Here is a 20,592-nt window from a genome sequence, read left to right on the forward strand (position 1 = left end):
CCTCGTGTTATTTGTGACCCGATTTACCCAGGGCTTTAGCCACCAATTGTTCGTAGAGTTCGGCGTAGGGTTCGACCGCTTTGCACCAGTTGAACGGCGCGGCCATGGCGCGGCAACGCATGGCGTTGAGCAGGTCGGGGAAGGCGAACACCTTGAACGCACGGCCCACGGCTTCGCGGTAACTCTCAACGGTGGATTCATCGAACAGGAAACCGGTCACGCCGTTTTCAATGGTGTCGGCCAGGCCGCCGGTATTACGTGCCACCGGCAACGAGCCGAAGCGCTGGGCATACATCTGGCTCAAGCCGCAAGGTTCGTAACGCGAAGGCATCAACAGGAAATCACTGCCGGCGAACATGCGGCGGGCGTCGGTTTCGTTGAAGCCGATGCGCACGCCAACCTGGCCAGGGAAGCGCAGGGCCAGCAACCGCATGGCGTGTTCTTCTTCCGGCTCGCCACGGCCGATGATTGCGATCTGGCCGCCGTTTTCGACAATGTAGTCGGCTACGGCTTCGGTAAGGTCCAGACCTTTCTGGTAGACAAGGCGCGACACCACGGCAAACAGCGGACCTTCGCAGGCTTCCAGGCCGAACAGCTCGCGCACGTGAGCGGCATTGACGGCTTTACCGTCCCAGTCACCGATGGTGAACGGGCAAAACAGGTGCGGGTCGGTGGCGGCGTCCCAGCTTTCGTCGATGCCGTTGGGAATCCCGCTGAGCAGGCCTTGCTGGGTCTTGGCGGCAAGAAAACCGTCGAGGCCGCAGCCGAAGGCAGGCGTGGTGATTTCCTGGGCGTAGGTGGCGCTGACCGTGGTGATGTGGCTCGAATAGGCCATGCCGGCCTTGAGGAACGACATCTTGCCGTAGAACTCCATGCCTTCCTGTTGCAGCGCGTGCATCGGGATACCCAGTTCCGGGCAAGAGCCGAGGTTGGTGACGCCCTGATAGGCCAGGTTGTGGATAGTGAACAGGGTTGGGGTGCGCTGCCCGCGCCAGTGCATATAGGCAGGGGCCAGGCCGGCGGGCCAGTCATGGGCATGCACCAGGTCCGGGCACCAGTGGATTTGCGCGAGGTTGGCGGCGATATCGGCAGCGGCCAGCCCCAGGCGGGCGAAACGGATGTGGTTGTCCGGCCAGTCGCGGCCGTTGTTGGCACCGTAAGGCGAGCCTTCGCGCTCGTAGAGTTCGGGGCAGATCAACACGTAGATGACCAGGCCATCAGGCATGTCCATGCGCCCGATCTTGCAGGGCGGCAATGCGGCATGACCGCCGAGTTCACCAATGATGTGGATCGGATTTTCGCTGTGCAGCACTTGCGGATAACCGGGGATCAGCACACGAACGTCGTGTAAATGAGCCATGGCTCGCGGCAGCGCAGCGGAGACGTCGCCCAGACCACCGGTTTTCACCAGGTCGGCGATTTCCGAGGTTACGAACAAGACTTTCTTCTTATTGGGATTCTGACTGGCGACCGGTACAAGTGCCTTGGGGACGCTGATTGCCTTGCTGCTCGGGGCATTCACGGCGCTCGATTCGCCGACCTGCTGATGAGCACGTTCTCCCTGAATATCTAAAGCCGCACTGATCATATGAATCTCCCGTGTTGTTGATCTAATTCTAGGTCTGGCACAAACGGTGTTCGTGGCCAAATCCTGTGGCCGGGCGCAAACGCGCTACGCATCGGTGAGCAAACGCTGCCAATACGCTAAAGCACAAAGGCTGGAGGGGCTGTTGCAAGGATTGCACCAGTCGGAACGCACCTGTCTTTAAGAGGACTCTTCGCTACAGGTAAAAGTTTCGACTTTTTTCCCGCTTTGTGACCGACCGGTTTCGACCCGCAAAAATCAGTCTAGGCCAGAACTTAGAGCGTCACAGGCCAGATGGCAAAATTGTTCGACAATCGGTTTGAAGAGGTACGGACGTGCCGGATTGCGGGGCAAACGCACCGACGAAGTGCAGGTTTAATTTTTAAAATGGCTGAAAACGAAGCACAAATGTCACATCAGTGTGCGTGGGCGAACAGTTGTGTCGCACCAATGCGGTGCATTATTTTGAGTTGTGCGGGGGCGATGCTGGCCGCTTCGCGAGCAGGCTCGCTCCCACACGGGGTCTTCAGTGGACCCTGATCTTGTGTCCGACAAAGATTCAATGTGGGACAAACCTCTGCCATCGCCGGCCTGACTGAGCTGATGGGTGTATATGCGCGGCGGAGAATAATTTACGGCCAAGCTTTTAGCGAAAAACATCTCGCGAAAGCTTGGCCGTGAACAGAGTCTCTACAGGGGAATGCGTTTATGTGTCGGGGTGGGCTTCGTGCCAGCCGTCGATGGATGCCTGGGCCAGGGATTTGGCGGTGCCCATCATTTGCCGGCTGGCCCAGCGCAGTTCGGCCGTGTGGCCGGGTTGGGTGGCGAAGGGGGCTTGATGGGCCAGGGCTTCGGCGCAACTGAGGTAGACGGCGGCGGATTCGAGGGCGTCGAGGATCGGGATGTCGGGTTGGACGGCGAACAGGTGATGGTCGACGTGATCGCAGTGGGCGAAGGGGGTGAATTTTGTAGTGGGTTTGGTCATGTGCAATCTCCTGGGAAATGGAGTCGCCACTTCATCGCCGTCAAACGATTAGGGTGACAACTGTACGCAGGTTGACGGACCGGGCCAGGAACCCGGCGCACTCGAAAGTGCCCCACGCACAGCTGCCATAACGCTGTGCAAGGTCCTGGAAGAAACGGAGCCGTCAAACCCCATCACGAATGAGTCGTGACAGGCGCGAGGATAGGGAGTGAGGTGGGTGCAGTCAACGTCTGCAGTGTGGCTGCAAGTGCAATCAGCGGCTGATGATTGTCAGGAGCGTTATGTGATGGCGCCCGATTACAGCCTTTGTAGGCTGGCGAGCGCAGGTCACTTCCACTGGTCCGGGTTTATCCCTTGCTTGCAGGAACTTCGCAAGTCAGAAGGGCCACTTCCGAGAGTTCAATAATGATGCGCATTTACGTTGTTCCCGTTTGTCCAGTTCCCGTCAGGGATTGTCTCCCGCCCTCCGCTTCGGCAAGGTCCTCGTTAGCCGTGTAACTCAATACTGTGACGTCAAGTACTCACTCATTGAATCCGGCAGAGTTCCCGGGCTCACGGGGTGATCGGTTCCTGGGGTTTTCTGATGGCGACGATTTCCCTACTTCAAAAGTGGCGGTACGTTGGCTGTGCAGTGACGAGTGTGCGGGCAGGCCCGTGTCGGAAGAATTGCTCCGCGCCAACGACTTGCAGCGCTATGCACCACGCCTGCTAGCCGTTGCAACGGCTCATCAGAACATCAAGGCCGGAGGTTTAAATCGTTGAACGTTGATTCAATTACACACTCACCAAGACCCTGGACGGGTCAGTTGGCGCTGTCATCGCAAGCCCCGGCTGCCTTGCCATTGCAACTCAATAAGGTCGCGGGAGGTCAATCGTCCTGGACGTCGGTGCTGACCAGTCGGCATGACCTGGTTAACGTAGATGCGGGCCTGAATTTTGCGCCTCGCCTCGCCATGGCAGGCGCTGGTACAGCGCCATGTACAGGCCGCACGAGAGCTCCTGTTGAGCAGATCGAAAAAAACAAGGGAAGGCTTCGCAGTCAATTACTTGCAATGCGCCGGATCTATTGCCATGGCAGCGCTTATGTCACGCCCACAAACAACGCGTATGGCTTGGCTAACGTAGCGCAGGGCGTAACCGCCGCGTCTGGTCCCAATGTGGCAGGCTGCACTACAACGCAAGGTAACGGCCGCGTGCAAATGTCTGCTGCGCCGTTTCCAGGCGAAGAAAAAATGTATCGCAGGCGTCGTGCTCCCTACAATAAATTGACGCGAGATGAGCAGGCAAAGAACCTGGGTTTGACGCGACAGGAGTTTGAAAAAAAGCAAAAGGATCGCTTCGCACGAACGCTTGGCTACCTTGATCACAAGTCTCGTAAGCGTGCGCAGTATAAATATGCGCAGCATAAGCGTGCGCAGGATAAGAAAAATACAACTGACACCCAGCCTGCAAGACCTCTCTACCCAGCAGTTTCCCGAAAAATGCCCGATGAACATACCGCACAGGCGGTATGGCGAGATGGGTATAACGTCAGGGCAGCGGACTTGCCGGCAGGCACAAAGAGGCTCATCCCGACATCCCACGCCATCGCCTGTGCGCAGCCCCCTCCACATTGGAAGCCTTGCCTGTACTCACCTTCGATGACATAGCTCACTTGTTGCGAGAACCGAGTTCCGAGCTCCCCCAGACGACCTGACGCCCTTGATTTTATGGCGTATCAAGGGCTTGCGCCGACCCTTCCATGCGAAAGGCTTCGCGCATCGTACTTTGCGGCATTGAACGGTTAATGGCTTGGGCCAGGTCCCGATGCTCCTGCGCCAACTCCAGTTGCCCTTTGATCACATAGGCTTCGCCGAGGTATTTGCGTACCCGCGCAATCGATACGGGCGCCGGTCGGCAAGTTTACCCGGGGCGCAGGTGATTACCGTGGAGCCCTCCCAGTGGATCTGCGGCGTGCACAAAATCCCTTGCAGGCGCTAGCTTGCTGGCGATGGTCGTGCACGGACACCCCGCAGCGGTCTCAGGTTTTTCGCGAGCGAGCTCGCTCCTACAGTAGGAGCCGGATCGGCGCTCCGGCTGACCAGGCCTGGATATCTTCGATCATCTGCGAAAAGAACTGCTGGTAATTCTGCCGGCTGACATACCCGATATGCGGCGTGGCCAGCACATTATCCAGCGTCCTGAACGGATGCAGTTCAGGCAACGGCTCGTGCTCGAACACATCCAGCGCCGCGCCCGCCAGGCGATTCTTCTGCAGTGCCTTGATCAGCGCCGTTTCATCGACAATCGGCCCGCGTGCGGTGTTGATCAGCAGCGCCGTGGGTTTCATCCAGTCCAGCGCCTGGGCATCAACGATCCCGCGGCTGCGCTCGCTGAGCACCAGGTGCACCGACAGCACATCGGCCTGTTCGAACAGCTCCTGTTTGCTGACATAGCTCACGCCGACTTCGGCGGCTCGTTCGGCGGTGAGGTTTTCGCTCCAGGCGATCACCTGCATGCCGAAGACCTGACCGAACTGCGCCACGCGTTTGCCGATGCTGCCCAGACCGAGGATTGCCAAGGTCTTGCCGTGCAGATCGCCGCCCAGGCCTTGCTGCCAAAGACCGGCGCGCAGGGCGTTGGCTTCGGCCACCAGGTTGCGGGTCGCGGCCATGATCAGCGCCCAAGTCAGTTCCGGGGCGGCGTGTTTGTAACTGTCGGTGCCGCTGACCTGAATACCCAGCGTCGCCGCGGCCTTCAAGTCCAGCGCCGCGTTGCGCATGCCGCCGGTAACCAGCAGCTTGAGCTTGGGCAGGCGGCGCAGCAGGTCGTCGTCGAAGCGCGTGCGCTCGCGCATCACGCAAATCACCTCGAACGCGCCCAGACGTTCGACCAGTGCGTCGTTGTCGGCCGGGTAGTCATGGATAAAGCTCACCTCGCCGATGCTGTCCAGCGCTGACCAGTCCACCACGCCGCTGGCCACATCCTGCCAGTCATCGAGCACCGCAATCTGCACAGCCATCAGCCTTACCTCATCAACGAACAGGGTTGGTTTTGTTCAGCCAGTCGAGCAGGGCCTGATGAAATTGCGTCGGCTCTTCCATCTGCGGTGCGTGGCCCATGCCCGGAACTCGACGAGGGTCGAGTGTGGAATCAGTTTTGCCACTTGCTTGCCGAGCACGTCGTAGTGACCGAGCTTCGCCTTGACCTCGTGGGAGGCGATGTCGCTGCCGATGGCCGTGGTGTCGGAGGTGCCGATCAGCAGCAAGGTCGGCATTTTCAGATCCTTGAACTCATAGAACACTGGCTGGGTGAAGATCATGTCGTAGATCAGCGCCGAGTTCCACGCCACTTGTTTGTGCCCCGGGCCTTTGTTCAGGCCGGCGAGCATGTCGACCCAGCGATCGAACTCCGGCTTCCAGCGTCCGGCGTAATAGGTGTTGCGCTCATAGGTGCGGATCCCGTCGGCGCTGACTTTCAGCTCCCGTTCATACCATTGATCGACGGTGCGATACGGGACGCCGAGGGCTTTCCAGTCTTCAAGGCCGATGGGATTGACCAGCGCCAGTTGCTCGACTTGCTCCGGGTACTGCAGCGCATAGCGGGTGGCGAGCATGCCGCCGGTGGAGTGCCCGACCAAGGTGGCCTTCTGGATGCCCAGGGCCTTGAGCAGCTTCTGGGTGTTGGTCGCCAGTTGCTGGAATGTGTATTGGTAATTGTCTGGTTTGCTGGAGGTGCAGAAGCCTATCTGGTCCGGGACGATGACCCGGAAGCCGGCCTCGCTCAGGGCCTTGATCGAACTGTCCCAGGTCGCGCCGCAGAAATTCTTGCCATGCATCAGCACCACGCTGCGCCCGTTGGCCTTGTCATGGGCGGCGACGTCCATGTAACCCATTTGCAAGGATTTACCCTGGGACTGGAAGGCAAAATGCTTGACCGTGTAGGGATACTCGAAGCCCTGGAGTTGCGGGCCATACTCCGGACCTTCGGCGTGAGCCAGGATGGGCAGGGCGGCGGCCAGCAGCAGGCAGGGCAGCCAGCGGGAAGCGGACATAAGTTAACTCCATGGAAATGCGGCGATGCTGGAAGGGCGAGATTATGGTGACATTAACCGGTCATGTGGGAGCGAGCCTGCTCGCGAAGAGGCCGGCAGTTTCAAAATAAATGTTGCCTGAGGCAGCGCTTTCGCGAGCCGGCTCGTTCCCACAGGTTCGCGGCTTGCCGACTGGAATTGGGCACTGGCCCGGGATGATCGTTCAACTCATCCAGCCGAGTGTGGCCAGGGCCAGCATCGCATAACGGGCGCCCTTGGCGAAGGTCACGATCAGCAGGAATCGCCCCAGCGGCTCACGCATGACGCCCGCGACCAGGGTCAGCGGATCACCGATCACGGGCACCCAACTGAGCAGCAACGACCAATGACCGTAGCGCTGATAATGCTTTCGGGCCGTTTCAAGATGCCGGGGGCTGACCGGAAACCAGCGCCGCTCGCCAAAGCGCTCGATGCCACGTCCCAGCCACCAGTTCAGCACCGAGCCGAGGACATTGCCCAGGGTCGCAACTGCCAGCAGCGCCCAGAGCCAGTAACGATCACTGAGCAGCAACCCCACCAGCACGGCTTCGGACTGCAACGGCAATAGCGTCGCGGCACCGAAGGCTGCAAAAAACAGCCCGATGTACGCGCCGAACATCAATGGGCGGGGTAGTCCGCCACCACCACGTCGGTGCCGGTCCGGGTCAGGCCAATCACTTGATAGGCGTCGCTCATGCCATCCATTTCCATGCCGGGCGAGCCCATCGGCATGCCGGGAGCGGCGACGCCCAACAAGTCGTCACGCTTGCTCAGGGCCAGCACTTGTTCGGCCGGTACATGGCCCTCGACGAACTTGCCGTTGATCAGCGCCGTGTGGCACGACGCCAGACGTGGCGGCACGCCGTGCTGCTGCTTGAACTCGCTCATGTTGGCTTCGACGTGATCCTCGACCTTGAAGCCGTTGGCTTCCAGGTGACTGATCCATTTTTTGCAGCAACCGCAATTGGCATCACGGTGCACTTCGATGGGGATCAGGTCGGCGGCCTGGGCCAGAGAGGAGATAAACAGGGCGCTCAGGGCGACCAGACGCAGAGGGGTTCGCATGGGAGGATCTCGGCTGGGGGGCGGTCAAAAAAAGAGGCATTTTGACTACTTTAACCGGTAAAGAACGGCGAGATTGTTTCGAAGTACTACATGCCAGGACGCGACATAAAACCCTGTAGCCGCTGCCGAAGGCTGCGTTCGGCTCGTGTAGCAGCTGTCGAGCCTGCGTTCGGCTTGTAGCAGCTGTCGAGCTTGCGAGGCTGCGTTCGGCTGCGCAGCAGTCGTGAAATCAGACGACGCGGTGTTTCAGGAAAACCGCGTGCGCAGGTTTTACGACTGCTGCGCAGCCGAACGCAGCCTTTGGCAGCTGCTACACGAGCCGAACGCAGCCTTCGGCAGCTGCTACTGGCCTGCGTAACTAGCGGACTTTGAAGCGCCCCATGATCGCGCTCACCTGGCTATTTGCTTCCAGTTTTACTTTAACCGGTAAAGAGCGGCGAGATTGTTTCGAAGTACTGCATGCCAGGACGCGACATAAAACCCTGTAGCCGCTGCCGAAGGCTGCGTTCGGCTCGTAGCAGCTGTCGAGCCTGCGAGGCTGCGTTCGGCTGCGCAGCAGTCGTGAAATCAGACGACGCGGTGTTTCAGGAAAACCGCGTGCGCAGGTTTTACGACTGCTGCGCAGCCGAACGCAGCCTTCGGCAGCTGCTACACGAGCCGAGCGCAGCCTTCGGCAGCTGCTACAGGTCTGCGTAACTAGCGGACTTTGAAGCGCCCCATGATCGCGCTCACCCGGCTATTCGCTTCCAGTAACTGCTGGGTGTTGAGTTCGCTGGCGTGACCGCTTTTGACCAGTTCATCAACCATGTGGCGGATCTGCACCATGCTGCGGTTGATCTCTTCGGTCACGGCGCTTTGTTGCTCGGCGGCGGTGGCGATCTGGGTGCTCAGGCTGTTGATGTGGCTGACGGAACCGGCCATTTCATCCAGGCCGGAGTTGACCCGCGCCGTGGCATCCGCAGCGGACTGGCAACTGGCCTGGGTGTTTTCCATGGCCGCCACCGAAGAGCTCACGCCTTGGGTCAGGCGTTTGAGCATTTCGTTGATTTCCGAGGTGCTGGCCTGGGTCCGGGCGGCGAGGGCGCGGACTTCATCGGCCACCACCGCAAAGCCCCGGCCCTGTTCACCGGCACGTGCCGCTTCAATTGCCGCGTTGAGCGCCAGCAGGTTGGTTTGCCCGGCAATCGCGCCGATCACCCCGAGAATCTCGGTAATCCGTTGTGCGTCCTGCTGCATGTTTTCAACTTTGTGGGTGGCGCTGGCCACTTCATCAATCAACGCAACGACACTGCTGGAGGCTTCGCCGACCACGACCCGCGAGCGATCCGCGTGTTCGCTGGCGCGCTGGGTAAAGGCCGCGGTTTCAGCGGCGTTCTGCGCGACGCTATCAGCGGTGGAGCTCATTTCGGTGATGGCGGTAACGGTCTGATCGGTTTCCGAGGCGTGACGCACCAGGATCTGACTGGTGTGCGCGGAGGTGCGTTGCAGGTTGTCCAGGCCCGAAGCCATGGCGCCGGTGGCTTGGGTGACTTCGCCAATCATGTTCTGCAAATAGATGATGAAGGCGTTGACCGAGTGGCCGATGGCGCCCAGTTCATCCTCGGCGCGGATGGTGATGCGCTTGGTCAGGTCGGCATCGCCGGCAGACAGTGCATCGATGTTGGCCTTGAGGATTTTCATGCGATGAATCAGTTGGCGAATCGCGTAGACCTGCAGCAGCACCAACAGAATCACCATTGGAATCTGCAACAGGCTCAAGGTGCTCAATACATCGTCACGTTGAGCGGTGATCAGCTTGGTCGGCAGGGCAGTGGCAAGGAACCACGGCGTGCCTTCGATCGGGCGCATGAAGAAGGTGCTGGCTTCGCCGTTGTTGTCGAATTCAACCCGTTGCGCCTGGTCGCGATTTTGCAGGCCCGCCTTGACCTGGCTGGCGAACGGCGAGGTGCCGGCCAGTTCGCTGATGTTCTTCAGTACGACCGGCCCGCTGATGCGTGAGCTGTTGCTGATGATTTTGCCGTCGGCTTCGACGATCAGCATTTCGGCACCGAGGTCTTTTTCCTTGCGTGCGATCAGGTCGTTGAAAAACCCCAGGGTCACGTCGATGGTCGACACACCGTAGGCCACGCCATTTTTTGAATGGCCATCGCGCAGTTGGTGCGCGGCTCGGCACTGGCGTCATCCTTATAGGCTGCGGCCCACGCGCACTGGCCGCGCGGCGTTTGCATGCCGCCCTTGTACCAGGTCTGGTCGTAATAGTTGGGCGCGGCGTCGCTGTTCCAGAAGGTGTTGACGGCCAGCTTGCCCGAGCTGTCGCGGTGCCAGAAGGTGCTGAACTTGTTGCGTCCCGCTTCACGTTGGCCGGGCAAAGGCCAGATCCCGCCACCAAACACTTTCAGCTCGCCGTACTGGTCCACCAGACCGGGCAGCACCGTATCAATCGCGGCGCTGTCGAGCAGGGGAATGGTCTGGGTGATGCTGCGTTGCTGGGCTTGCACCTTGTTCAGTTCCCCCTGGATTTGCTCGGCAACTTCAGCAATGCGGTTGAGGGCGACCTGTTCTTCGGTATGGCGCAGTTTCGGTGCGACCAACTGGCTGATACCCACTACCGTGAGTATCGAAAGCAGCAGGATGAACAGGACCAGAAACAGCGTGTAGCGAGCCTGAATGGTACGGAATGCGGGCATGGGACCGGTCCTTGTGCTGCGTTTTTATTGTTGGGATTCAGATGTTGAAAATGGCGGGCTTCAAAGCTTTATCGGCCCGCTCGAGGCGAGCTTTAGGTACGGACGTACAAGAAAGGTATTAGAGGGCCGGATGGCGAGTAACGGTCCTGGTACAAACAAGAAAAATCAGATGGATATGACAGCAATGCCTCGGCTATAGCTAAATGAAAAAGATCGTGCAGGCCAATAAAACAGGGCCTCTAATGATTTGTATCGTAAATGTACGAGAATTGTAAAAAGTCGAAATATTTGTAGGTGGGCGTTCTCATCGCGCCGATACTTCTGCGCATTCATCTCGCTTAAACAAGGATTTTTTATGTCGCACGGACATTGGAATATCGTCGCGCTGTCAGGAGTACGCTCATGACTGTCGGTCTGGTCGGCAACTGGACAGCGAAGGCCGGTGTGCTGGTTCGACAGGGTTCGGTCAATGCCAAGCCGCTGACCCAGAGCGTCAAGGCGAGGCAGATCTTGAGTCAGGTGGGCACCAACCCGCTGTTGCTCGACAAAGCCAAAATGGATTCCCTGCAGATGTACAAGCAGGTCAAGGGCTTCGATCCGGAAAACGTCTCGGTAAAGCAATTGGGCAACATGAGCACCTTCCTCAAGCAGAACGGCATCATCAGCGATGTGACCGCGCTGACGCTGCTGAACGCTGGAAGCCAGTTCGATAAATTTGGCGTGCCGACTGACACAGACGCGAAATTCAATGCCCTGGAATACTTCGCCGTTCAACTCGATACCATCCAGAGCAACAACCTCAAGGGCAACAAGTACGCCAACTACCTGGTGCCCGAATACAAGAAAGCGATCTACGCCCTGCAAAATCTCAAGACCTACGGCGAAACCAACGGCCCGGTAGTCAAGAAGAAGTGAGGCGTCATCCTCTGACCCGATCCACTCAGGGAGCGGGTCGCAGGACAGGGGTCAGCGGTCGAGCAACTTCATCACCGCTTCCGGGTAGCGCAAGCCGGCGGTGGCGTTGGCCGGGAATATCGCTTCCAGCGCCTGCAACTCGCCGGCGCTCAGCGTCACCTCCAGCGCTGCGACATTTTCCTCCAGGTATTTGCGTTGCTTGGTCCCAGGAATCGGGATCAGGTAATCGCCTTGCGCCAGGACCCAGGCCAACGCCAGTTGCCCGGCAGTCACGCCTTTGTCGGCGGCCAGCGCCTCGACTTGCTGCACCAGTTGCAGGTTCTTCCCGAAGTTCTCCCCTTGAAAACGCGGACTGAAGCGACGGTAGTCGTCGGCTGCAAAGTCGTCCGGACTTTTCAGCGCACCGGTCAGAAAGCCACGGCCCAGCGGGCTGTACGGGACAAAAGCGATGCCCAGGCGCTGGCACGCCGCCAGGCAACCGTTGTCTTCCTGGTCGCGGCTCCACAATGAGTATTCACTTTGCAGCGCGCTGATCGGATGCACCTTGTGCGCCCGTTCAAGTGTCGCGGCCGATGCTTCGCTCAAACCCAGGTAACGCACCTTGCCGGCCTTAACCAGCTCGGCCATCGCGCCGACGGTTTCCTCGATGGCCACTTGCGGGTCGATCCGGTGTTGGTAGTACAAATCCAGGGTCTCCACGCCGAGGCGCTTGAGCGTGCCGTCGATGGACTGGCGAATGTATTGCGGCCGACCGTCGACACCCCGTGCTGAAGGGTTGGCCAGGTCGCGAACGATGCCGAACTTGCTGGCGAGGAACACCTGGTCGCGCTTGCCGACGATGGCTTTACCGATCAGTTCTTCATTGGTATGCGGGCCGTACATGTCCGCGGTGTCGAGCAGGTTAATGCCGAGTTCCAGCGCCCGGTGCAGGGTGGCGGTGGCTTCGCGGGTGTCGGTGCCGGTGGTGTAGAAATCGGTCATGCCCATGCAGCCCAATCCGATGGCGCTCACTTGCGGTCCGTTCTTGCCCAGTTGACGTGTTTGCATGAGATCAGCTCCTTGAAAATGTGAGCCACCATTGTTCACCTCGACAGAAACCAGATAAACCGGCTAAAACTGCTATCACTATTCGTTATTTCTAAATAATCACCTGCTGAGTCAAACCATGGACCGTCTCAACGCCATGCGCGTGTTTACCCGGATCGTCGAGTCGGGCGGTTTCGCCAAGGCTGCCGACAGCCTGCAAATGCCCCGTGCCTCGGTGACCATTCTGATCAAGCAACTTGAAGCGCATCTGGGTGTGCAACTGTTGCAGCGAACCACCCGGCACATCAGCCTGACCCTCGACGGCGCAGCGTATTACCCACGTTGCGTGCGTTTGCTGGCGGATCTTGAGGAAACCGAGGCGGTATTTTCCGCTGCCCGGCACAACCCCAAGGGTTTGCTGCGAGTGGATATGCCTGCGGGGATAGGGCGGTTGATCGTGATCCCGGCCTTGCCGCAGTTCACCGCCAGGTACCCGTTGATCGAACTGGAAATCGGTTTGAATGACCGCACCGTGGACCTGATTCGCGAAGGCGTGGACTGCGTGCTGCGGGGCGGTTCGCCCATGGATGATTCGCTGGTGGCGCGGCCGCTGGTGATGCTGGACCAGGTGACCTGCGCCAGTCCCGAGTACTTGCAGCGTCACGGCACGCCTCAGTGCCTGGCCGATTTGCCGGGTCATCAGATGGTGGAGTATTTCTCCGCCAGCACCGGTACGCGCTTCGGGCTTGAGTTTGTGGTCGAGGGGCAGGTGCAGCAACTCAATTTGCCCAAGCAGGTTTCGGTCAACAGCGCCGACGGTTACATGGCCGCGTGTGAGGCCGGGTATGGCCTGGTCCAGGCCCCGTACTATCACGTTGCCCGGCAACTGCAGGAAGGACGTCTGTGCGAGGTGCTCAGCGACAGGCCGCCGCCGGCCATGCCGCTGACGGCGCTGTACCCGCCACACCGCCAGTTGTCCCGGCGGGTGCGGGTATTTGTCGACTGGCTGGTTGAACTCTGTGGGCAACCGGGCCAGCACTTTTACCGCAGCGAATCAGGTCGCTGAACGATCAGCCGTGATCGCTTGGGTGCGCACGGCTCCAGTGTCCGATGGATGCGTGGGATTGCCATGTATAGTGCAAGTGCTCGGGCTGCGTTAAGAGTAGAAGGCGTCAAGGAACCAAACTGACACAAGTGCGAAAGATCGGCGGCAAGAAAAATGCCCGCAACAGGGCTAATACCGATCAGTCAAGAAAATCTCAAGGTGCCACACGCTCTTTGTAGCAGCTGGCGAAGCCTGCGTTCGGCTGCGCAGCAGTCGTAAACCCTGACGACGCGATCTTCCTGATAAACCGCATTGTCTGATTTACGACTGCTACGCAGCCGAACGCAGGCTTCGCCAGCTGCTACAGATCGCGTTTTGCTTAACTGATCGGCATTGCGCAACAGGGCGGGCATTTGTTCAGGGCTGATTAAAAAAGCTGTTTTGTCTTACGCATTGTTCAAGGGAATGGACTACCGATGTTCGTAATAACCCGGTCCGCCACGATCATAATGGTGGTCACCATGCCAGCCTCCGTGGGGAAAAATTATACAGCCGCTCAGGGAAAGCAGAGCGATCAGGGGAATCAGCAGTGTGATTCGACGGAGCATTTCAAAATCCTCATGGTTATCGCCACAATGAAGCGAAAACTCTTCATCGGCTGTAACATGAGACTTCGTTTGCTGCCGTTCATCCCCGTATAAAGGTAGGCGCTTGGCATGCAAGCGGATACAAATCGGATACATTTCAAGATTCAGGAACCCGCAATGACCCAATCGCAACGTTTGAAATACTCGATTCTGATCTCCCTGGTGGTGCTGGGGATCATGTTCGGCCTTTCGTATCTGCAAAATGCAGGGGTCATCAGCGAGAAGCTGTTTCAGTACATCGCCATTGGCGTGGCGGTGATCGTGGTGGTGGTCAATGGCGTGATGCGCCGCAAGGTCAAGCCTTGAGCGATGCACCCGAGGCGGGTTCGCTGCAGAGAATGGCAATAGCCTGCGGATGCAAGCTGTAGCTCTTGTCCGGATTGAGCGTGATCACGCCCTCAGTGCACAAGCGCTTCAATACCTCTCGCACACTCAGGAAGGACAGGGGAATATCCAGGTCCAGCAAATGCGTGTGTACGCCGCGCACGCCCAGGCTGCGCTCGCTTTCTGCGGCGCTCAGCAAGGCGTCGATGACTTTCAGGCGAATCAGGCTGGTTCTCAGGCCAAAGCTCTTGAGCAGCACTCTGATTCGTTCGTTTGCGTGGCGTTCAGTCCTGTGTTCGAACATTCCGGCGCCAGGATTCATGGCAATCCCCTTTGACGCACGGCTACCGTCCGTTGGCAGATGCGAGTTGTACATGCAAAAAACTCCTTTTCAGAGCCTGATCAGGAAGAAGTGAAGGTGCTCTCCATCAATAAGACGAACGAGCCAGGCAAATCATGAAGGCTGTGATGTAGAAAATTTGTCGATGCCATGTCGGCGGGATGTTATGCAGCATCGGGCGAGTGTTGGCGGCGCCTAAATTCCCTGATGATTTTTTCGTTCCCAAGGCCAGGCACATTCCGTGTAGATCGCCGGGTGTGATTTTCCAAGGCCAGGTTCGGTGTTGCTGTGTGGGCGTCAAACCGTCCCGATCCTGGTCGTCGTCTTTTGCATCAGGAGCGCGCGTGATGATTAGCAGGCAGTTAACCCGGTCAAGTCTTGCAGGTGTGATGCTGGGGCTCAGCCTTGTGGCAAGCGCCCGCAGCCAGCCAGAACTTTCGGCCGTCGAGATTCGCCGCACCAGTTTTGGTGTGCCGCACATTCGCGCCGAAAACGAGCGCGGGCTCGGCTACGGTATCGGCTACGCCTACGCTCAGGACAACCTGTGCCTGATGGCCAACGAGATCGTCACTGTCAACGGCGAACGCTCACGGTATTTTGGCCCGGATCAATTCACGCTTGAAGAGCGCGCCAACCTGGCCAGCGACCTGTTTTTCAACTGGCTGAACACACCGCAGGCCGTGGCCGGTTTCTGGCAGGCGCAAACCCCTGAAGTACGCGATCTCATCGACGGTTACGTAGCGGGTTACAACCGCTCGCTGGCCGAGCGTCAGACCCAGGGCTTGCCAGCGCAATGCCAAGGTGACTGGGTGCGCCCGATTGCCGCCCAGGACCTGGTGAAGCTCACGCGTCGCTTGTTGGTCGAAGGCGGGGTCGGGCAGTTTGCCGAAGCCCTGGCCGGCGCCACGCCACCGGCGGCCGTCGCTCACGTGGCGAACGGTGCGCAGGCGTTTCAACTGGCCGACACGCGTCAGCAGCGATTTGCACTGGATCGCGGCAGTAACGCGGTGGCGATCGGTAGCGAGCGCTCGTTCAACGGTCGCGGCATGTTGTTGGCCAACCCGCATTTCCCCTGGGTCGGCGCAATGCGTTTCTACCAAATGCACCTGACCATTCCCGGCAAGCTGGATGTGATGGGCGCTGCGCTGCCCGGTCTGCCGATGATCAACATTGGTTTCAACCAGCACCTGGCCTGGACGCACACGGTCGATTCGTCCAAGCATTTCACCTTGTATCGCCTGCAACTGGACTCCAAGGATTCGACCCGTTACCTGCTGGACGGCAAGTCCCTGCCACTGGATCAACAGACCCTGACGGTGAACGTGAAACAGCCCGATGGCCAGATCAAGCCGATGTCCCACGTGATCTACAGTTCGGTATTCGGCCCAGTCGTGCAATGGCCCGGCAAGCTCGATTGGGACAACCAGATCGCCTACAGCCTGCGCGATGCCAATCTGGATAATGACCGCGTCTTGCAGCAGTGGTATGCGATGAACCGAGCGACCAGCCTCAAGGATTTGCAGGCGTCGGTGCACAATATTCAGGGCATTGCGTGGGTCAACACTCTGGCGGCGGACGATCAGGGGCAGACGCTTTACATGAACCTGTCGGTGGTGCCCAACGTCAATGCCGACAAACTGGCCAAGTGCAGCGATCCACGCGCCGGGTTGAAGATGATCGTGCTCGACGGCTCCAACAGTACCTGCGCCTGGGACATCGATCCGAACGCCGCGCAAAAGGGTATTTATGCGGCAGACAAATTGCCGCAACTGTTGCGCAAAGACTTTGTGCAGCATTCCAACGATTCCGCCTGGCTGGTCAACCCGGCGCAGCCATTGACCGGCTTCTCGCCATTGATCAGCCAGGACAGTCAGCCATTGGGGCTGCGCTCACGCTTCGCGCTGGATCGCCTGGGATCGCTGGCGAAGGCCGGGCCGGTGGCGGCAGCGGATTTGCAACGAATGGTCATGGATGATCAGGTGTATCAGGCGACGCAAGTCATGCCGGACCTGTTGCAGTTCTGCAGTGCCGACCTGGGCGCCGATGCGGTGAGCCTCGCGCCGTTGTGTGCCAGTTTGAAGGAGTGGGATGGCCGGGCAAATCTGGACAGCGGCGTGGGCCTGGTGCATTTCCAGAATGTCATGGAGGCTCTGCAGCAAGCGCCCGACATCTGGCGGGTGGCATTCGACCCGAAAGACGCGCAGCACACCCCTCGCGGGTTGGCGTTCGAGCGGGCAGACGTGGCCAAAGCCATTCGCGAGGCGATGCTCGCATCGTTGGAACTGACCAACAGGATGGGACTCAAGCCCGACAGCCGCTGGGGCGATATCCAAGTGGTCAGCAGCGGTGGACAGCAAACGCCGATCCACGGTGGGCCGGGAACGCTGGGGGTGTATAACGCCATTCAAAGCGTGCCGAGAACCGACGGCAAACTTGAAGTGGTCAGTGGCACCAGTTACCTGCAAGTCGTGACCTTCGATGAAAAAGGTCCTCATGCTCAGGGGTTGCTGGCGTTCTCGTTATCCAGTGATCCGGCTTCGAAATATTCACGGGACCAGACGCTGGCGTTCTCGAAGAAACAGCTCAGTGTGTTGCCGTTTACCGAACAGCAGATCAAGTCTGATCCGCAGTATCAGATGCAGACGATTCGCGAATCGGATGAAAAAGCCGGGACGGCGGCGAGGCAGTAAAGTCGATCGCGCTGGCAGTGAACATGAAGGCCGCCCCCTCAGGGGGCACGGCCTTCAGCTTTTTGGCGCTTGTTGCACAATAGAATTGAGCACCGGGTTGCCGTTCTCGTTGCGGGTCAGGTAAACCGGCAAAACCTTGGGCAGGGAGGCCACCAGGTTGTTGAGTTCCTTGATGTTGTAAATGCCGCCGAGGCGGATCGACGCGGCGTTCTTGTCGGCGATCATCACAGGTTTGTTCAGGTAGCGATTGATCAGCGGCAATGCATCGCTCAGTGTCAGGTCATCGAGCACCAGTTTGCCGCTGCGCCAGGCCAGCGATTGGTCGTTGGCGTAGGTCTGACTGATCTGCGGCATAAAGTCGCCGTGATGAAAACGCGCCTGCATCGCCGGGCCCAAGCGCAACCCGTCGTCGCCAAGCGTGTCATTGCTGGTGACCAGTACCGAGCCTTCAATCAGGTTCACCCGTACTTGATCTTCATACAGCCATACGTTGAATTGGGTGCCGGTGACCCGAATTTTGCCTTCGGCCGCTTTGACGATGAAGGGGTGAGTCATGTCGTGGCTGACGCTGAAGAAGGCCTCGCCTTTTTTCAGCGTGACCCGACGTTCGTCCTTGTAATTGCGGAAGGTCAGTTCAGTGCCCAGGTTCAGCTCCACCTGGCTGCCATCGCCCAGGGTGACCTGACGGACATTGTCGGTGGTTTCGAAGTGCTGGTAGGCGTTGGGCAGCCAGCCGAGGTTCCAGCCGGTGTACGCCGCCAGCGGCAGCGCCACTGCGCAGACGGTCGCGGCGATACCCAGGGAGCGCCATGGTGTTGAAGGTCTGACGGGCAGCACCGGAGCGGTGGATTCCGGACGCGGCAAGTCGCCGGCGACGTCCCATATCTCCAGCATGGCTTCGTACTCGAACGCATGCAGCGGATGAGCGTCGTGCCATCGTTCGAACGCCTGACGCTCCTCGGCGGTGCAGTCGTTGGCGTGCAGACGCATGCACCAGTGCGCAGCGGCATCGGTGACAGCGTCGTATTCGGCTTCCGAGAGAGAGCGTTCGGTCATTGACTCATCCTGATTTGCTGCATTCTAACCTTGCGGGTAAGGCGGCGAGAACATCCGTCATGGCAATTGCCCATCAATTGGAACTTATTTTCCCCGGTGACGCCCAAAAAAACAGGACGTGCACGCCTACTATCCACAAATGGAGTGAAAAAATGATCAAAAGAACCTTTGCCGCCTTCATTGCCAGCGCAAGCTTGCTCAGCGCTGGCGCAGCGTTGGCCGACCGCCGGGCGCTGGCTGGATCTCGATCGAGAAAGCCGTCGAAACGGCGAAGACCAAGGCCGGTTATGTCGAGGTCTACAAAGTCGAAGCGAATGACAAGGGCTACTGGGAAGGCGAGGGCCGCAAGGCCGACGGTGTGGTCTATGAATTCCGCATCGACGGTGCCTCCGCAAACATACTGCGCGATCAGAAGGACTGAGCCCGTCGGGGCACTGCCGTCACAGTGCCCTCACATCGATCTCATGGGGTGCTGGTCCAGGGCGCTCAATGTCATTGAGCAAACACCTGTCGAGCTCAGCCAACAACGGTTTTAGTGAAGGGGAGGCTACAAACCCTTGGGCCGGGGCCAGAGAATGGTTTTGCCAGAATGTTCCGGGTCCAGGCCACCGCGTTCGTTCAGTACCAAACAATTGGCCAGCTTTAGTAAATCAGTCGCGCTGCCGGCCTTGAGCGCCAGGAAAAAGACCTCGGGCAGGAAGCCATTCAATACACCGCGCTTGAGGCGCTCGGGGGATCGAGCACTGTCTGCACATCATCATGCTTAATACGGTGTTCTTGATCTGGCCAAGGTTGCCGCTGGTCTCAAAGCCTCTTGATGGGGGTTCAAAAAAGCGCTGGTTTGCCGCTGCCGATCAGCAGCGCAGAGGTCGTACATATTGCTTGAGCCGATCACTTTGCCAAGGCTTGACAGGACCCCTCTGAAACAGCGCTTAATCGGCGATGTTTTGTGGGTTGCCGCGCAACCCCGTTTCAGCCTGTAGCCCGAACTCAATAATAAAACTGGAGCCTCAGATGACCGCAACACCCGTCAGCCCGAACGCGCAAACCCTCGATTTTGATTCACTTGTCCAATTGCTTGAGCAAATTTTTCTGCGTCATGGTACTTCGGCGGACGTTGCCAGAACGCTGGCCCTCAACTGCGCTGGCGCCGAGCGTGACGGCGCCCACAGCCACGGTGTGTTCCGCATTCCCGGGTATGTGTCGACACTGCAAAGCGGCTGGGTCAATGGTCAGGCCGTGCCGGTGGTCGAGGATGTCGCCTCGGGATTTGTCCGGGTCGATGCCGCGAACGGTTTTGCCCAACCCGCGTTGGCCGCCGCCCGTGCCTTGCTGGTGGCGAAAGCCCGCAGCGCCGGGATTGCGGTGTTGGCGATCCGTAACTCCCATCACTTCGCCGCCCTCTGGCCGGATGTCGAGCCCTTCGCCTATGAAGGCCTGGTCGCCCTGAGCGTGGTCAACAGCATGACCTGCGTGGTGCCTCACGGTGCCGATCGACCGTTGTTCGGCACCAACCCGATTGCCTTCGCTGCCCCGGGCCGACGGTGAGCCGATTGTCTTCGACCTGGCCACCAGCGCCATTGCTCATGGCGACGTGCAGATTGCCGCGCGCAAAGGCGAGCGCTTGTCGCCGGGCATGGGCGTGGACAGCCTTGGTCAGCCGACCGAGGACCCGAAAGCGATTCTTGAAGGCGGCGCGTTGCTGCCGTTTGGCGGGCACAAGGGTTCGGCGCTGTCGATGATGGTGGAGTTGTTGGCGGCCGCGTTGACTGGCGGCAATTTTTCCTTCGAGTTCGACTGGTCGAACCATCCCGGGGCCAAGACACCGTGGACCGGGCAACTGCTGATCGTGATCGATCCGAGCAAGGCCGCCGGGCAAAACTTCGCCGAGCGCAGCCAGGAGCTGGTGCGCCAGATGCACGGTGTCGGGCTAAAGCGATTGCCGGGGGATCGACGTCATCATCAGCGCAGCAAATCGGCGGCTGAAGGTATTCAGTTGGAGGCTGGAGTGTTGGCCAGCTTGCGAGAGTTGGCCGGGCTCTGAACTCGGCTCGTAAATGTGGGAGCGGGCTTGCTCGCGAAGGCGGAGTGTCAGTCAACATCAATGCTGAATGACACTCCGCATTCGCGAGCAAGCCCGCTCCCACAGGGGTTGCGGCGTGCAATTAACTCATGA

General features: G+C 59.1%; 16 protein-coding genes and 5 pseudogenes. 8 read left to right on the top strand and 13 right to left on the bottom strand.

From position 1 onward, the window contains the following. Positions 1-7 precede the first annotated feature (7 nt). The gene (gene glgA, locus JFV26_RS31825; RefSeq protein ID WP_201197506.1) at positions 8-1,588 is read right to left on the bottom strand and encodes a glycogen synthase GlgA; all 1,581 of its coding nucleotides are present in this window, start codon (positions 1,586-1,588) and stop codon (positions 8-10) included. A gap of 703 nt (positions 1,589-2,291) precedes the next feature. Next, positions 2,292-2,570 carry a DUF3077 domain-containing protein gene (locus JFV26_RS31830; protein WP_201197507.1) on the bottom strand — a complete coding sequence of 93 codons (279 nt, stop codon included), beginning with the start codon at positions 2,568-2,570 and terminating at the stop codon, positions 2,292-2,294. An 806-nt stretch (positions 2,571-3,376) separates the two neighbouring features. On the opposite strand from JFV26_RS31830, the gene JFV26_RS31835 reads away from it, so the two are divergent. Continuing rightward, positions 3,377-4,219, top strand: a complete 843-nt coding sequence (locus JFV26_RS31835) for a hypothetical protein (protein ID WP_201197508.1) — start codon at positions 3,377-3,379, stop codon at positions 4,217-4,219. A 127-nt stretch (positions 4,220-4,346) separates the two neighbouring features. Here JFV26_RS31835 and JFV26_RS35090 read toward each other — a convergent pair. The 7 genes and pseudogenes from JFV26_RS35090 to JFV26_RS35095 form a co-directional block, all read right to left on the bottom strand. Then, positions 4,347-4,445 (bottom strand): annotated as a pseudogene (locus JFV26_RS35090) (tetratricopeptide repeat protein); the annotation flags it as partial. 172 nt (positions 4,446-4,617) lie between these two features. Then, complete coding sequence (locus tag JFV26_RS31840) at positions 4,618-5,571, bottom strand: D-2-hydroxyacid dehydrogenase family protein (RefSeq protein ID WP_201197509.1); 954 nt, start codon at positions 5,569-5,571, stop codon at positions 4,618-4,620. Between the two features lie 13 nt (positions 5,572-5,584). Beyond that, positions 5,585-6,603 (bottom strand): annotated as a pseudogene (locus tag JFV26_RS31845) (alpha/beta fold hydrolase). A gap of 202 nt (positions 6,604-6,805) precedes the next feature. Continuing rightward, the gene (locus tag JFV26_RS31850; protein WP_201197510.1) at positions 6,806-7,240 is read right to left on the bottom strand and encodes a YqaA family protein; all 435 of its coding nucleotides are present in this window, start codon (positions 7,238-7,240) and stop codon (positions 6,806-6,808) included. Next, complete coding sequence (locus JFV26_RS31855; protein ID WP_201197511.1) at positions 7,240-7,686, bottom strand: DUF411 domain-containing protein; 447 nt, start codon at positions 7,684-7,686, stop codon at positions 7,240-7,242. Before JFV26_RS31855 ends, JFV26_RS31850 begins: the two co-directional genes overlap by 1 nt. A 696-nt stretch (positions 7,687-8,382) precedes the next feature. Continuing rightward, entirely contained in the window at positions 8,383-9,726 is a 1,344-nt protein-coding gene (locus JFV26_RS31860) for a methyl-accepting chemotaxis protein (protein WP_446739963.1), read from the bottom strand. Positions 9,727-9,782: 56 nt separating this feature from the next. After that, positions 9,783-10,373: a hypothetical protein gene (locus tag JFV26_RS35095; RefSeq protein WP_446739960.1), complete on the bottom strand. Its 591-nt coding sequence runs from the start codon at positions 10,371-10,373 to the stop codon at positions 9,783-9,785. Between the two features lie 402 nt (positions 10,374-10,775). On the opposite strand from JFV26_RS35095, the gene JFV26_RS31865 reads away from it, so the two are divergent. Beyond that, positions 10,776-11,288 (top strand): hypothetical protein, encoded by a 513-nt coding sequence (locus JFV26_RS31865; protein WP_201197512.1) that lies wholly within the window; start codon positions 10,776-10,778, stop codon positions 11,286-11,288. 51 nt (positions 11,289-11,339) lie between these two features. Here the strand turns inward: JFV26_RS31865 and JFV26_RS31870 are convergent, their stop codons facing one another. Further along, complete coding sequence (locus JFV26_RS31870) at positions 11,340-12,335, bottom strand: aldo/keto reductase (RefSeq protein WP_201197513.1); 996 nt, start codon at positions 12,333-12,335, stop codon at positions 11,340-11,342. 118 nt (positions 12,336-12,453) lie between these two features. Between JFV26_RS31870 and JFV26_RS31875 the strand changes: the two genes are divergently transcribed. Continuing rightward, positions 12,454-13,380: a LysR family transcriptional regulator gene (locus JFV26_RS31875; protein ID WP_201197514.1), complete on the top strand. Its 927-nt coding sequence runs from the start codon at positions 12,454-12,456 to the stop codon at positions 13,378-13,380. A 743-nt stretch (positions 13,381-14,123) separates the two neighbouring features. Beyond that, complete coding sequence (locus JFV26_RS31880; protein WP_010460665.1) at positions 14,124-14,312, top strand: hypothetical protein; 189 nt, start codon at positions 14,124-14,126, stop codon at positions 14,310-14,312. On the opposite strand, the gene JFV26_RS31885 is transcribed toward JFV26_RS31880, so the two are convergent. Then, on the bottom strand, positions 14,302-14,706 hold the full coding sequence (locus tag JFV26_RS31885) for a fe2+ zn2+ uptake regulation protein (protein WP_201197515.1): 405 nt from the start codon (positions 14,704-14,706) through the stop codon (positions 14,302-14,304). The genes JFV26_RS31880 and JFV26_RS31885 overlap by 11 nt on opposite strands. Before the next feature lie 308 nt (positions 14,707-15,014). Between JFV26_RS31885 and pvdQ the strand changes: the two genes are divergently transcribed. Then, on the top strand, positions 15,015-17,360 hold the full coding sequence (pvdQ, locus tag JFV26_RS31890; RefSeq protein ID WP_342215506.1) for a bifunctional acylase PvdQ: 2,346 nt from the start codon (positions 15,015-15,017) through the stop codon (positions 17,358-17,360). A gap of 54 nt (positions 17,361-17,414) precedes the next feature. On the opposite strand, the gene JFV26_RS31895 is transcribed toward pvdQ, so the two are convergent. After that, a complete protein-coding gene (locus tag JFV26_RS31895) occupies positions 17,415-18,416 on the bottom strand; it encodes a FecR family protein (protein ID WP_201197517.1) in 1,002 nt (333 codons plus the stop codon). 152 nt (positions 18,417-18,568) lie between these two features. Between JFV26_RS31895 and JFV26_RS31900 the strand changes: the two are divergent. After that, positions 18,569-18,837: pseudogene (locus JFV26_RS31900) on the top strand (PepSY domain-containing protein). 126 nt (positions 18,838-18,963) lie between these two features. On the opposite strand, the gene JFV26_RS31905 reads toward JFV26_RS31900, so the two are convergent. Then, the gene (locus JFV26_RS31905) at positions 18,964-19,125 is read right to left on the bottom strand and encodes a hypothetical protein (protein ID WP_201197518.1); all 162 of its coding nucleotides are present in this window, start codon (positions 19,123-19,125) and stop codon (positions 18,964-18,966) included. 305 nt (positions 19,126-19,430) lie between these two features. On the opposite strand from JFV26_RS31905, the pseudogene JFV26_RS31910 reads away from it, so the two are divergent. Together JFV26_RS31910 and JFV26_RS33965 are read left to right on the top strand one after the other, a co-directional pair. Next, positions 19,431-20,460 (top strand): annotated as a pseudogene (locus JFV26_RS31910) (Ldh family oxidoreductase). 15 nt (positions 20,461-20,475) lie between these two features. Next, positions 20,476-20,565 (top strand): annotated as a pseudogene (locus JFV26_RS33965) (metal ABC transporter ATP-binding protein); the annotation flags it as partial. Positions 20,566-20,592: the final 27 nt, after the last annotated feature.

It is taken from the genome of Pseudomonas sp. TH31, assembly GCF_016650815.1.
GTDB lineage: Bacteria > Pseudomonadota > Gammaproteobacteria > Pseudomonadales > Pseudomonadaceae > Aquipseudomonas.

Coding starts and splice junctions, on each gene's coding strand:
- glgA (WP_201197506.1), bottom strand. CDS start 1,588: ATGATCAGTGCGGCTTTAGATATTCAGGGAGAACGTGCTCATCAGCAG.
- JFV26_RS31830 (WP_201197507.1), bottom strand. CDS start 2,570: ATGACCAAACCCACTACAAAATTCACCCCCTTCGCCCACTGCGATCAC.
- JFV26_RS31840 (WP_201197509.1), bottom strand. CDS start 5,571: ATGGCTGTGCAGATTGCGGTGCTCGATGACTGGCAGGATGTGGCCAGC.
- JFV26_RS31850 (WP_201197510.1), bottom strand. CDS start 7,240: ATGTTCGGCGCGTACATCGGGCTGTTTTTTGCAGCCTTCGGTGCCGCG.
- JFV26_RS31855 (WP_201197511.1), bottom strand. CDS start 7,686: ATGCGAACCCCTCTGCGTCTGGTCGCCCTGAGCGCCCTGTTTATCTCC.
- JFV26_RS31860 (WP_446739963.1), bottom strand. CDS start 9,726: ATGCTGATCGTCGAAGCCGACGGCAAAATCATCAGCAACAGCTCACGC.
- JFV26_RS35095 (WP_446739960.1), bottom strand. CDS start 10,373: ATGCCCGCATTCCGTACCATTCAGGCTCGCTACACGCTGTTTCTGGTC.
- JFV26_RS31865 (WP_201197512.1), top strand. CDS start 10,776: ATGACTGTCGGTCTGGTCGGCAACTGGACAGCGAAGGCCGGTGTGCTG.
- JFV26_RS31870 (WP_201197513.1), bottom strand. CDS start 12,335: ATGCAAACACGTCAACTGGGCAAGAACGGACCGCAAGTGAGCGCCATC.
- JFV26_RS31875 (WP_201197514.1), top strand. CDS start 12,454: ATGGACCGTCTCAACGCCATGCGCGTGTTTACCCGGATCGTCGAGTCG.
- JFV26_RS31880 (WP_010460665.1), top strand. CDS start 14,124: ATGACCCAATCGCAACGTTTGAAATACTCGATTCTGATCTCCCTGGTG.
- JFV26_RS31885 (WP_201197515.1), bottom strand. CDS start 14,706: ATGTACAACTCGCATCTGCCAACGGACGGTAGCCGTGCGTCAAAGGGG.
- JFV26_RS31895 (WP_201197517.1), bottom strand. CDS start 18,416: ATGACCGAACGCTCTCTCTCGGAAGCCGAATACGACGCTGTCACCGAT.